At 41.9% G+C, this 13,016-nt stretch carries 13 protein-coding genes and 1 pseudogene; 6 read left to right on the forward strand and 8 right to left on the reverse strand.

The annotated features are described in order from the left end of the window. Positions 1-28: 28 nt before the first annotated feature. Complete coding sequence (rnhC, locus tag CP948_RS03930; protein WP_096601347.1) at positions 29-799, forward strand: ribonuclease HIII; 771 nt, start codon at positions 29-31, stop codon at positions 797-799. On the opposite strand, the gene CP948_RS03935 is transcribed toward rnhC, so the two are convergent. From CP948_RS03935 to CP948_RS03955, 5 genes are read right to left on the reverse strand one after another with little or no spacing between them, the layout of a single operon-like run. Beyond that, on the reverse strand, positions 774-1,592 hold the full coding sequence (locus tag CP948_RS03935) for a metal ABC transporter permease (protein WP_096601350.1): 819 nt from the start codon (positions 1,590-1,592) through the stop codon (positions 774-776). The two genes, rnhC and CP948_RS03935, sit on opposite strands and share 26 nt — an antisense overlap. 1 nt (position 1,593) lies before the next feature. Beyond that, complete coding sequence (locus CP948_RS03940) at positions 1,594-2,271, reverse strand: metal ABC transporter ATP-binding protein (protein ID WP_096601353.1); 678 nt, start codon at positions 2,269-2,271, stop codon at positions 1,594-1,596. Next, complete coding sequence (locus CP948_RS03945) at positions 2,253-3,092, reverse strand: metal ABC transporter substrate-binding protein (protein ID WP_096601356.1); 840 nt, start codon at positions 3,090-3,092, stop codon at positions 2,253-2,255. The genes CP948_RS03940 and CP948_RS03945 overlap by 19 nt, the downstream gene beginning before the upstream one ends. A gap of 26 nt (positions 3,093-3,118) precedes the next feature. Next, positions 3,119-5,044: a thioredoxin domain-containing protein gene (locus CP948_RS03950; RefSeq protein WP_096601360.1), complete on the reverse strand. Its 1,926-nt coding sequence runs from the start codon at positions 5,042-5,044 to the stop codon at positions 3,119-3,121. 27 nt (positions 5,045-5,071) lie between these two features. Beyond that, positions 5,072-5,539 carry a hypothetical protein gene (locus CP948_RS03955; RefSeq protein ID WP_096601363.1) on the reverse strand — a complete coding sequence of 156 codons (468 nt, stop codon included), beginning with the start codon at positions 5,537-5,539 and terminating at the stop codon, positions 5,072-5,074. A gap of 134 nt (positions 5,540-5,673) precedes the next feature. On the opposite strand from CP948_RS03955, the gene atpB reads away from it, so the two are divergent. The 5 genes from atpB to yidC are packed head-to-tail and all read left to right on the forward strand — an operon-like array spanning position 5,674 to position 8,513. Further along, positions 5,674-6,318 carry a F0F1 ATP synthase subunit A gene (gene atpB / locus CP948_RS03960; RefSeq protein ID WP_096601366.1) on the forward strand — a complete coding sequence of 215 codons (645 nt, stop codon included), beginning with the start codon at positions 5,674-5,676 and terminating at the stop codon, positions 6,316-6,318. A gap of 29 nt (positions 6,319-6,347) precedes the next feature. Beyond that, entirely contained in the window at positions 6,348-6,656 is a 309-nt protein-coding gene (atpE, locus tag CP948_RS03965) for an ATP synthase F0 subunit C (protein ID WP_096601369.1), read from the forward strand. An 11-nt stretch (positions 6,657-6,667) separates the two neighbouring features. After that, positions 6,668-6,811 carry a 50S ribosomal protein L34 gene (gene rpmH / locus CP948_RS03970; RefSeq protein WP_096601372.1) on the forward strand — a complete coding sequence of 48 codons (144 nt, stop codon included), beginning with the start codon at positions 6,668-6,670 and terminating at the stop codon, positions 6,809-6,811. Further along, on the forward strand, positions 6,808-7,014 hold the full coding sequence (yidD, locus tag CP948_RS03975) for a membrane protein insertion efficiency factor YidD (RefSeq protein WP_096601375.1): 207 nt from the start codon (positions 6,808-6,810) through the stop codon (positions 7,012-7,014). The genes rpmH and yidD overlap by 4 nt, the downstream gene beginning before the upstream one ends. Beyond that, positions 7,014-8,513 (forward strand): membrane protein insertase YidC, encoded by a 1,500-nt coding sequence (gene yidC / locus CP948_RS03980; RefSeq protein ID WP_096601378.1) that lies wholly within the window; start codon positions 7,014-7,016, stop codon positions 8,511-8,513. The genes yidD and yidC overlap by 1 nt, the downstream gene beginning before the upstream one ends. Before the next feature lies 1 nt (position 8,514). On the opposite strand, the pseudogene selD reads toward yidC, so the two are convergent. The 3 genes and pseudogenes from selD to CP948_RS03995 all read right to left on the reverse strand — a co-directional run. Continuing rightward, a pseudogene (gene selD / locus CP948_RS03985) lies at positions 8,515-9,480 on the reverse strand (selenide, water dikinase SelD); the annotation flags it as partial. A 120-nt stretch (positions 9,481-9,600) separates the two neighbouring features. Further along, entirely contained in the window at positions 9,601-10,851 is a 1,251-nt protein-coding gene (gene lysA / locus CP948_RS03990) for a diaminopimelate decarboxylase (RefSeq protein WP_096601384.1), read from the reverse strand. Positions 10,852-10,861: 10 nt separating this feature from the next. Further along, complete coding sequence (locus tag CP948_RS03995; protein WP_096601387.1) at positions 10,862-13,015, reverse strand: BadF/BadG/BcrA/BcrD ATPase family protein; 2,154 nt, start codon at positions 13,013-13,015, stop codon at positions 10,862-10,864. Position 13,016 lies beyond the last annotated feature (1 nt).

The following is a 13,016-nucleotide window of genomic DNA, read 5'->3' on the forward strand; positions in this document are numbered from 1 at the left end:
TTTTATAGCGATAAAATACTATATTGCTTTGAATGTAAGTTTAAGACTTCCTGAAGAGTATTACAGACAGGTCAGAGAGCATCTAAAAGGTATGGGTTTTCAGGAACGAGAAGTTCCGCATGCTCTGTGGTCTGTGTGTAAAGAAGGCACATGTGCAACTCTTTATCCTTCTGGGGCTTTGCTTCTGCAAGGAAAAGAGAGCAAGCATCTTGCGGACTTTATCCTTTCGTTGATAGAAACACCTCAGAATGTGATGGTGGGCTGTGATGAGTCAGGAAAAGGAGATGTGTTTGGACCTTTAGTGGTTTGTTGTGTAGTAATCTTCCCATCTTCTTATAAAAAAGTACTTTCCATAGCTCCCAAGGATTGTAAACTTCTTAAAGATGAAGAACTCTGTAAAAAGGTAGAAAGTCTCTCTGGGTTAGTTGATGCACGGTGCATAATTTACGAGCCAGAGCTTTTGAACGAGCTTTACGAAAGGTTTAAAAACTTAAACAGGATATTAGACAGAGCTTACAGTGAGCTTATAAAAAGCTTGGAATATAATGTTAAAATACGCATAGATGCCTATTCCTTGCGTAATCCTTTTGGAAGCACAGTTATCTTTGAACCAAAAGGTGAAAGGGACATAGCGGTATCCGTAGCAAGCATGTTTGCAAGAGCTAAGTTTTTAGAGTGGTTAAAGCAATATGACCTTCCAAAGGGTGCCAGTAAATCAGTTATGAAAGTAGCCAAAGAGATGTTCCAGAAAGACCCAAAGAGGGCTAAAAAGCTCATAAAAACCTTTTTCTTAGACTGACCAAAAGCCTCCAGAAAACAAAGAGAAGAAATAGGATTACCATGCAAAGGATCACAGCACCACTTGGAGGTATGTCTAACTCTAAGGACAGAAAAATACCTACGAGAGTGGCAAGGAAAGAAACGCAAACAGATACTGCAAGCGTAGAGAGAAAAGAAGTAGAAACAAGAAGTGCAGTCATAGGCGGTATGGCTATAAAGGAAGAAGCCAATATAAGCCCTACCGCTTTTATTGCAAATACTATATTTGCAGAAGCCATTCCAATGAGCAAGTAATTTAAAGTTCTGACTTTAACACCCCTCAAAACTGCTATCTCCTCATTAAAGCTGATAAGGAGCAGTTTCCTGTAATAGACATACACAAAGATAAGACTAAACAAGCAAACCAAAACAGAACTCAAAAGCTCCCTATCAGAAACAGTCAGTATACTACCAAAGAGATACGAGTAAATATTACTGCCAAGATTTTGAGTAATGCCTAAGATAATGATTGCGAGTGCCACACCTAAAGAAAAAAACAGCGATATAACAGTGTCTGCAGGTAGCCCCTTTCTTTCTATGAGAAACTGAATGGCTAAACCTGATATTACAGTATAAAAGAGAGTAAAGACCATAGGGTCTGTGTTGAACAAGATAGCCAAAGCTATACCCCCAAAAGCTGCGTGAGAAAGTCCCGCCCCCAAAAGAGACAACCTCTTCATAAGTAAAAAAACACCCATAAGTGAGGTGGAGATACTTATGAGGAGTCCGCTTAGGATACCTTTCCACAAAAAGGTATAATCTAAAAGTGTCATGTCAGTGAAGCCGGTAAAGTTCTTTTAGCATGCCTTTTAGCTCTTGAGCCTTCACCAGTTTGCACTCTTGCATACCCAAGCATAGGATCCTGCTTGCATTTCTGAGCACAAAACTCACATCGTGGGATACTACAACTACAGTTTTCGTTTTGCTTATTTCCTTTAGTATGTTCTCTATGTGCTCTTGAGCGTGTATGTCAAGGCCTGTGAGAGGTTCATCAAGGAGAAGAAGGTCTGGGTTTGTAGTAAGGGCAAGGGCAAGAAGCACCCTCTGTTGTTGACCACCAGATAGTTTTATAAATTGTTTATTCAGCAGATCCTCAAGGTGAAGGTAGGCTATAATCCAACCCACTTTCTCTTTTGGCGCTACAGCTTTAAAAAGCTCACCTACCGTTCCTGTAAAGGCTCTTTCTACATAGAATCTTTGGGGGACATATCCAACCCTTTTCCAATCTTTGAAGGTGCGCAAGTCTTCCCCAAACAGCTCTATCTTGCCTCCTATGGGTTTCAAAAATCCAAGAATTAACCTAAGAAGAGTTGTTTTTCCAGAGCCGTTGGGACCCAAAATACCAAAAAACTCCCCTTCAAATACTGAAAAGCTAAGGTTATCTATAATAGGCTCTTCTTGTCTGTAGTAAAAGGTGAGATTGCTGACCCTTATCACTTCCTTGGATGGCATTGTAGTCCCTCTTTTAAACTTCTAAGGTTTCTTTCCATTATACTAAAGTAGTTGTCGGAAGGTTCTTGAGGAAAAAGGGAGGAGTTAAGGAAAAGCACCTTGGCACCTGTTTGGTTTGCTATAAAGTTTGCTACCTTTTCATCCTGTCCTATTTCTGCGAATATGTACTTTATACCCTCGCGCCTTATGGTTTGTATTATGAGTTTTATTTGAGAAGGCTTTGGTTCCTCCTCTGCATGAACACCTGTCAAGCTGACGGTTTTGAGGTTATAATCTTTTGCCAGATAATCCCAAGCTCTGTGCGTGGTTATGATGATCCTATGCTCGCAGTTTTTTAAAGTCTCTTGGTATTTTCTGTCCAGCTCTTTGAGTTTTTGCATGTAGCTGTTATACCTACTCTCATAATGGACTCTTTCATTAGGCTCCCATTTTATAAGCGCAGAATTTATGTTCTTTACAACCATCATGTACCTTTTGGGAGATAGCCATACATGTGGGTCTGGAAAGTTTCCGTACTTTATCAGATCTATCCCCTGATTTAAAAAAACCAGCTTTCCCTTGGGAAGCTCCGTAAGAAGGTACTTTTCCCAATTTTCTACTCCTAAGGAAAACACTAAGTTTGCTTCTGCAAGCTTTTTGATGTCTTTGGGTGTCAGTTCATACTCGTGAGGGTCTGCCTGAGACTTTATTAGCAGTTCCACGCGGTGTCTTTCACCCACTATATACTTGAGAGGATAGTAAACGGGGTAAGTAGTAGCTATAAGCTCCTTTGAAAAAGCTAAGCTCAGGACAGACAGTAAAAGGAAAAGAGTTTTTAACATGCATGTAATTTTATCACACTAAGTCTTTAAAGCCCCGCTTCTTCAGGTGAGGAGTGTTTTATGCAAGTTTTTCCTTCACACACTAAGAGGCCATCTATTTCTTTCTTGAGAACCACCTTAAAGGGTCTAAAGGCACGAAGAGCTCTTTCAAAATGTTCTGAGGTCTCTACCTTAAAAATGCCTTTCAGAAAAGCGTACAAGCTAAGAAGGTAGGAGTGAGATGCCATAGGGATTTCTCTGATGAATTTGGAAAAAGCCATCAAGTTCTTTTCCGCAAGCTCTCCGTATTTGGTATCACCAAGTATTGCCTCAAGTAGCATAAGCACATAAGGTGCGGTGCCATTTGCTGATTGTGTAGGTGTGTCCTGCAGAGGTTTGGTTTTAACTTCAAGAAGTCCTTCTCCGCCTTTTTGTCTATCAAAAAATCCCCATCCTTGCTCATCCCAAAAGAGCTCTATGGCTCTGTCTATAAGTTCCTTAGATGCCTGCAAATAGGTGGCTTCTTGGGTTAATTCAAAAAGGGATAAAAGCCCATAGGACAGAAAAATATAGTCCTCAGAGTAGCCTTCCACATTCTCTGCGTGCCAAAGCTGACCTTCTTGGTATCTTTCCTTTAGCAATCTGTTTGCAGTTTTTTTAGCCATATTCAGAGCCCAACTATCTCCAAAAACTTTATAGTACACGCACAGAGCGTCTATCATAAGTCCGTTCCAGTTGGTGTAAATGGTTTTGTCCACATAAGGCATCTCTCTATTTTCTCTGTAGCGAAGGAGCTTTGTTTTCAAGCTTTTGATAACATCTTTGACCTTTTCTTCGGACACATTTAAGGCTTTTGCCACTTGCTCTGGTCTTAGGTTCATGTAGAGCACCATCTTACCTGAATGCATACTCCGAGTTCCAAAGTGTAGCCTCGCTATTTTGAGCTCTTCTGGGTCTAAGATGGATTCCAGTTCTTGATCAGTAAAGGTATAGTATCCGCCTTCATCCAAAATTCCTATATCTGCATCCTGAGAAGCATAAAACCCACCCTCTGGGTCTGAACCGTACCTTTTGTAATACTCTACTATTCCTTCCGCAATGTATCTGTATAGGTCATCTCCAAAGACTTGGTAAGCTAAAGAATACAGCCTCAAAAGTTCTGCGTTATCGTACAACATCTTTTCAAAGTGGGGTATGTGCCAATCATCGTCCGTGGAGTATCGGAAAAAACCTCCCAGCAGATGATCATAAACACCACCCTTTGCCATGGCTTCCAAGGATACACTTAAGGCTCTTTTGACCAGCTCCTCTTTAGTAAAGTAATGGTGGTATAGGAGGAGTTCAAAAGCTTTAGCGTGGTGAAACTTGGGAGCATTACCTATACCACCCTTTTGGTAGTCTATAGATGAAAGTAGAGCACCCATACCTCTTATGAGAAGGTCCTCGTCCAAAAAGTCTTTAAAATTTGTAGAACTAAAAGCCTGAAGCTCTCTAAAGATATGCTCTGCTGATCTTACGATCCTATCCCTGTCCTCCTTCCAAAGCTGAGCTATTCTTAAAAGCAGGGACTTAAAGCCAGGCCTTCCCCAACGGTCTTCGGGTGGGAAGTAGGTACCGCCAAAGAAAGCTTTACCTTCTGGTGTGAGAAATACCGTCAGGGGCCAACCGCCAGCACCAGTTAGAGCTACAACTACTTCCTGATACCTTCTATCTATATCTGGCCTTTCATCTCTGTCAACCTTTATGGCTACAAAGTGCTCGTTTATTATCTGGGCTATCTGAGGGTTTTCAAAGCTTTCCTTTGCCATCACATGACACCAATGACACCAAACACCACCTATGGAGAGCAGTATAGGTTTGTCCTCTCTTTTGGCTTTCTCAAAAGCCTCTTGGCACCACTCGTACCAATCCACAGGCTGATGTGCTGACTTTCTAAGGTATGGACTTTTGGCATTTACTAATCTGTTAGGCATAATCTAATAAGTTAGGCAAATTAGTTTTCACTGCATGAGGTAATCAAAGTTCACTTTTAAGACATTTCCCTTGTCATCTTTTATGTACACATTGATAGAGTATAAGCCTTTATCTGACATTTGGAACCATCCACCGTAGTTGTCTCCGTACTGATGGGGGTATTTGGTAAGGGGTTTCCTCTCCGCTCTTAGCAGAGGAGATCTAACTTCCGCTTCAACAGTATAGTTAGACAAGTACTTAATGCTACCCTTTTCCTCCCTCCACAAGGCTACAGCAAGGTGGTGTGTATCGTAAGCCTTTGGCTCTCCATGACTTTTTACCAAAAGCTCATAAGCTCTCGGAAAGGCACTTTTTAACTCTTGAATACTCATCACACCTATGCTTACATTCATGTTAGTTAGTCTTTTGGTCAGAGGTGTTTTAAGTATCTCATCCTCTTGAGCGTAAGCTAAAGATATAAGGAGAAAGATTAAGAGGAACCACTTTGTTCTCATCTCTCCACCTCCTACACCTTACTAATATACTCAACAAACATTTTTAATGCAATTAGAACTTTATTCCTTTTGTATAAGCGTGCCTTATATAAACTTTTTCTGAACTGATAAATTTGTGTTATAATGATGGTGTTATGGAGCATGTTTACCTTGGTATAGTTGCTATGGTGATATCGCTTGGGCTTATCTTGTTTGCAGGCAAGCCTTCAATAAGGCCTACAAAGTTTCAGGCTCTATGGGAAGGATACTTGAGATTTGTAAGAAACATGCTTCTTGAAAATGCTGGACAGGAAGGATTAAGGTACACACCTTTCATTGCCAGCATAGGGCTTTTTGTGTTTTTCTCCAACCTTTTAGGCATGGTGCCAGGACTTGAAGCTCCAACCGCTAATGTGAACACGAACTTAGCTTTAGCTCTGTGCGTTTTCCTACTTTATAACTTTGAGGGTTTTAGACTGCATGGGATAGGATACCTCAAACACTTCATGGGACCTAATCCTTACCTTGCACCCGTTTTTTTCCTTATAGAGATCATCTCTCACCTTGCCAGACCCATAACCCTTACTCTGAGGCTTTTTGCTAACATGAAGGGTGGAGCTCTGTTGCTTTTGGTACTTGTTAGCCTTGTGATAAAAAACCCCTTTACCATGGCTGTATCACCTTTGCTACTTTTGTTTATCATAGCCATAAAGTTCTTGGCGATTTTTATACAGTCTTATATATTCATGATACTTTCTGTAGTTTATCTTTCTGGTGCAGTTTCTCATGAGGGACACTGACATGAAAAACTCAGTAGAGGAGGTTTGATATGAAGGCAAGATTGCTGATGCTAAGCACACTTTTGGCTACGGGAGTTGCCCTTGCTCAGGAACCCACTCAGGGTACAAGCCTAAAAGAAGGCCTCATGTACTTGGGTGCTGGATTAGCCATAGGTCTTGCAGCTTTGGGAACGGGTATAGGAATGGGACACGCGGTCAGAGGTACACAAGAGGGTACAGCAAGAAACCCAACAGTGGGGGGAAGATTACAGACGGTTATGTTCATAGGCTTAGCTTTTATAGAAACGCTCGCTCTTTATGCTCTGCTTGTAGCCATAATACTTCTCTTTGTTAAGTGAGGAGTTTATAGATGGCAACTCAAAGGAACATAACAAGAATATCTAATCTCAAAAGAAAGCGCAAGAGCGGATTTCTCGCAAGGATGTCCACCAAAAGCGGAAGGAAGATAATAAAAAGAAGAAGGCAGAAAGGTAGAAAGAGACTTGCCCCTTGAGAAAAGCGTGTGTGTTGCTCTTAAGATTTTGGCAGGGGGTTATTTCCCCCCTTTACCCACCCTCTTGCAAGTATCATCCTACATGTTCAGAGTACGCTATCCTTGCTGTTGAAAAGTACGGCGTGCTAAAAGGGATGCTAAAGGCTCTCTGGAGAATCATAAGGTGTAATCCTTTTTCAAAGGGAGGTGTTGATTACCCTTGATGGAGAAAGATCATATAGACTTCAAAAGGCTTTTTATCCTAATGCTTGTCATAACTCTTTTTATGTTTGCCTTTGAGCTGTATACATACTACTTCTCACCCAAAGAGAACCCCACTACTCAGGTTAAGAAAGAAACGCCCCAAACTACCCTGCCCCAGCTTATGCTGGGAAGCACAAGGGAATCCCAAAAACCTGTAAATGTCCAGAGCTTTGATTTGGGACAGTACAGTATTTCTGTGGCTTTAGAAGGTGGCAAATTGGTGCGCATAGTGGACAAGAAGTACTCCTATGACCTTATCACTGATACAGAAAGGAAACTAAATGCTTACCCCCTTGAAATATACACGGGAAATCCAGACATAGACCAAAAGCTTAACTTTTCCCCCTACACGCTGACAAAGGATGGCAATACCATCACCATGACTTACTCAGACGGAAACATCAGTCTTACAAAGGAGCTTACCTACGAGAAGGGATACTTTAGACTGCGCGTAGTTTCAAAAAACTTACCTTCTACCCTCTATGTACTTGTAGGAAGCCACCCTAAGGGAGATGAGTTTTATACTCATTCTGGACCCATTGTGAGTATCCAAGATCGCATAGAGAGGATAGACATAGGAAACATAAAGGGAAGGGAGGTAATAACTGGGGATATAAGATTTGCAGGAGAGGAAAGCAGGTACTACTTTAAGGGTTTTGTAGGGAAGATAAGCTCTGTGGTGATATACCGAGTGGAGGATAACAGCACTCTGACCCTTGTTGAGGCAAACAGCCCCCTTATCTTCTACGCAGGTGCCAAGGAATATTCAAGACTAAAGCAGATAGGCCTTTCGGATGTTATAGACTACGGAACGCTAAAGCTTTTAGTCAAGCCCCTGTTTATCTTTATGTATTGGATATATGAACACCTTCATTCTTGGGTGTTTTCCATATTGGCACTTACTTTAATTGTCAGGCTTTTCATGTTCCCTCTCACTTACAAAAGCAGTCTTTCTATGATGAAGCTTTCAGAACTTGCACCTAAAATGCAAGAGATAAAGGAAAGGTATAAGGACGATCCTGTCAAGATGCAAGAGGAGATCATGAAGCTTTACTCTCAAGTGGGTTTTAACCCCATGTCAGGCTGTCTTCCCATGATCCTTCAGATACCTGTCTTCTTTGCCCTTTACAAGGTGCTTACCATAACAGCGGACCTTCAGCTTGCATCTATGCTCTGGATACCCAGCTTAGCGCAAAAAGATCCCTATTACATACTGCCAATACTGATGGGTTTTACTATGATAGCCCAGCAGTTTATAAGCCCAAATCCTGACAAAGCGCAGAACTTTATGATGTATGTATCTTCCATAGCCTTTACCTTCCTGTTTGCTAACTTTCCCGCTGGTCTTGTGCTCTACTGGACCTTCAACAACATACTTAATATTTTCCAAAGCTATCTAATAAAAGAGGTGATCCTTAAAGATAAAAAGGAAAAGAAGAGCAAAAAGAAAGTTAAGTGATTCACTTCGTAAGCCTGATACCCGTGCCTTCTTCCACCTCTCCTATTATCCAAACATTTGTACCCAGTGCTTGCGCCCCTTTTTCCACAAAAGGTAGCGCATCTTTTGGGAATGTAAAGAGCAATCCACCAGAAGTATTTGGGTCTGAAAGGAGTAGAACCTGCCACCATTGGAGTCCTTCGTTAATCAGGTGCTCTTTTACAAAGTTGTAGTTATCCACAGCACCTTTTGGGTGTATCTTTTGCTTTACAAAAAATACGGATTCTTCGTATACGGGAACTTGGGAGAACCTTATGGACAATCTAACTTCTGACTTTCTGGCTATATTGTAAGCGTGTCCCATAAGTCCAAAGCCTGTAATATCTGTGCAGGAAGTAGCACCAAGTCTCTTTGCAAGCGCGCTCGCTTTGTCGTTGAGCAGTAGCATGTTTTCTATGGCTGGCTTTATGTCCTTTTCGCTTATCTTTCCTTCTTTTATGGCTTTTGTGAGTATGCCAACACCCACTGGTTTGGTGATTGCCACTAGATCTCCTACCTTTGCACCTTTCTGAGATAGATACTTACCATCAGGACACACACCCATCACCGCAAGACCGAATTTGGGTTCTTTGTCATCTATTGTGTGTCCGCCCAGAAGAACTGTTTTTGCCTCTCTGAGTTTGTCAGCGCATCCTTTCATAACCTCTTTAAGCATACTCACATCCATATCGCAGTTGTTAAAGCCCACTATGGCAAGAGCGTTCAGAGGCACACCTCCCATGGCGTACACATCGCTTAAAGAATTTGCTGTGGATATAGCTCCCCAAAGGTATGGATCGTTAACCACGGGAGTTATAAGATCTACGGTATGGATAAATACACTTTCATTGTATAGATATACTCCCGCATCATCACCAATACCCAAAAGGGTGCGTTCATCGTAATAAAAGTTCAACCCACTAATAAGATGTTCCAGGTCCGCCGGACCTACCTTTGCAGCTCAACCGGAAGCCCTAACAAGCTTTAAAAGTTCCACCATGGTATTAAGTTTAATCTCACCGGCACGGTGATATCTTCTATAGTTTCAAAGAGTAGTGGTCAGAAACATTCAAGAATTCAAAGAAAGTATGTAAGTGTAATCCTCCCTTTTTCTTATGACTCTGTATTTTCCTTCATCTACTAACAGCTCACAGGCTCTTGGTCTCACATTATAGTGAGAAGACATGGCAAAACCGTAAGCTCCTGTAGACAGCACCGCTAAGTAATCACCCCTTCCTACTTCTGGCAGTTCTCTGTCTAAAGCTAAGAAGTCCCCCGTTTCACATATGGGACCCACTACATCCGTTTTTATATAACGCCCATCTCTTTTTTCAACAGGCACAATGTGATGGTAAGCATCATAAATAGCTGGTCTTATAAGGTCATTCATGCCTGCATCTACTATAACAAAGTGTTTATGTCCTTTGTCCTTTAAGAATTCTACACGAGTTATCAAAACACCTGAGTTTCCTACTATGGATCTTCCCGGCTCAAGAATTAGCTTTGCCTTCACATCTTTTAAGATGGGACTTATTGCTTCTGCTAAATCACTGGGTTCAGGATTTGATTGTTCGGGTTTATACTTTATACCCAAGCCTCCTCCTATGTCTAAGTATCTTATGTCAAAGCCACTTTTTATGAGGTAATGGTAAAGCTCAACTATCTTTTCCACAGCTTCTATGTAGGGTGATACATCAAGTATCTGGGAGCCTATATGACAGTGTATGCCTACAACTTCAAGGTTCTTCAGATTTCTTGCATATTCGTACTCTTCCTTTGCTTGTTTTATATCCACGCCAAACTTGCTCTTTTTCATACCTGTGGATATGTAGGGATGCGTTTTTGGGTCCACATCGGGATTTACCCTTATGGCTATCCTTACCTTTTTGCCCATACGCTCTGCTATTTGATCAAGCACTTCTAATTCCATACGAGATTCCACATTGAACATGAGTATGTCCGAACTTATAGCGTACTCTATCTCTTTTGGAGTTTTCCCTACACCAGCGTAAACTATTTTCTTAGGGTCTACACCAGCTTGGAGTGAGGCATAGAGCTCACCACCAGAGACTATGTCCGCTCCCGCACCTTCTTCCTTCACAAGCTTTATGATTTGGGGATTGAAGTTAGCCTTTACAGCGTAGCATATAAGAGCAGTGGGAAAGGCTTTTCTGTATGCCCTTACTCTATCTCTTATGTAAGAGGCGCTGTAAACATACAGGGGGGTACCAAATTCCTCTGCTAAAGCCTTTAGGGATACTCCATCAAGATAAAGCTCTCCGTTCCTGTATTCAAGATACTTGTTGTAATCCTTAAGCATGAGTAATTTATTATAACACGCTTTTGAGCTTTCTGAAAGCGGACTTCCTAACTATTTGGGATATGTTGGGGAAATTCTTCTTTACTTTTTCCATCTGTTCTTTTACCACTTTTAGCTCTCTCTCGTCCTCTACAAGACCCTTAGGACAGGAGTTATTCACTATGAGCCTTACCCAGCCTTTTTCAAGGGGTACCTTACTCCAAGGTCTTCCCTCTCCTTCGGGTAGCTTCACATCTATAAAGGTCCTCTGACAGTTTATAGGACACCAGTGGCACACGGTATCCTGCGATGTGATGGCTCTGTATTCTATGTTCTGTATGGCTTCAAAACCTCTAAATTTGGTAGTTTTCTGTTTTTGCCAGATTTCCAAAGCTACCAAAGCAGACCCTATGGCTCCTGCTTCACCTGAGTAAGGGTGTACATACACTTCTGCGTCGGGAACTTTTGACTTTATAAAGTCCACCTGAGCTTTAACTACCGCAAGGTTTTTATGGGTTCCACCCTGAAGTATGAACTTCTTTCCCACCTGAGAGAGGTTGTTTATGTTTCCCGCATATATCCATACATTCAAAGGCAGTACATGACACAGTCCTGCCAGTATTTCTTCTGCCTGCCAACCCTTTCTTTGCTGATTGACTATGTCGCTCTGAAGAAAAACACCACAACCCATGGTGAATGTAGGCATAGCTTTCGCCGAAAAAGCCTTTTGTGCTATCTCATTAAGGGGTATGTGGAACTTTTCCGCTACGCCCTGCAGGAAAGCTCCGTTTCCAGAAGAACACTGAGAGTTTAGCCTGAAATCCACCACAGAACCCTGCCTTAGTATCAGGATCTTAACATCCACGCCTCCTACATCGCATATACAGTCCGCATCAGGAAAAAAGTGAAGTCCAGCTGTTGCATGAGCCACAGTCTCTACAATGGCTACATCTGCACCCAATATGTCTTTAAGCAAGTCCTTTCCATAACCAGTGATGCCAAGAGCAAGCACCTCTCCGTCTTCTAAGTATTCCTTTATCTGCCTGAATATCTCCTTTGCGTCCTCTATGGGATTGCCCTTGCTGAGACTGTAGCAAGAAAAAACTATCTCCTTTTCTGGTGTTATGCATACCGCCTTTGCAGTTGTAGAGCCAAAATCACAGCCCACAATCACTTTTTTTGCCTTCTTTGTTTTCACTCTGTTAGAAACTGCAGACCCGTACTTTTCTAAAAAAACTCTTAGTTCTTCCTGAGAGTTTACAAGCCCACGCTTTCCTTCTTTTAACTTCTCCTCATACTGTCCCTCTTTGACCCACCACTCTAACTTTTCCTTTCCCGTGTAAAGTCCGTCCTCTTCCTCCATGGCTGTATAGACACAGCCCAAGCACGCGTAATACAGGGAATTTTCTGGGACATACACGAGTCTTTCCATTTCTTCTTCTGAAAAGTCCCCAATGCCTCTTTCTCTCCATAATTCTCTGAGGTGATGTCGCCAAGCTTCCTGAAGGCCTTTAAAGAACAGGTTGGGACCCCCAAGAAGTAATACTTCTGGAAGGGGTGTGTTGCCCTTTGTGAGCTGAGAGAGGTTTTGGTAAACTACCGCTTCAAAAAGAGAAGCTATTATCTCTTCTGTAGGAACACCAGCCTTTAGAAGGGAGTTTACATCCGCTTCAGCAAAGATACCACACTTGGAACTTATTTTGTGAAGGGTATAACCTTTATAACCCATACGCGACAGAAGGTCTTGAGGTATTCCTAACTTTCTTGCGGACTTCTCAATAAAACTACCTGTACCACCTGCACACACATTTTGCATGAACACCTGTCTGTTTCTCTTCCCATCATCTTCTTTTATAAATATGGTCTTCATATCCTCACCACCTATCTCACTGACAAATCGTACCTTAGGGTGCAATCTTTCAACAGCTGTTGCTACCGCTACTACCTCCTGAAGGAACTTACCACCTATTAGCTTTGCGATGAGTCCCGCTCCAGAACCCGTCAGATAAACCCTGTCCCTTCCTGCCTTTAAGCCAAAGGACTCTTCCAATTTTGTTAGAAACTCCAGCACCTTTTCTGCTTGCTTTGTGTTGTGCCTTTCGTAAGCTTTATCTAATATATTCCCACTGTCATCTGTAAGGACATACTTACAAGTTGTACTTCCCACATCTATGCCCAAAAACATG

Origin of the sequence: Hydrogenobacter hydrogenophilus (assembly GCF_900215655.1) — a bacterium.
GTDB lineage: Bacteria > Aquificota > Aquificia > Aquificales > Aquificaceae > Hydrogenobacter > Hydrogenobacter hydrogenophilus.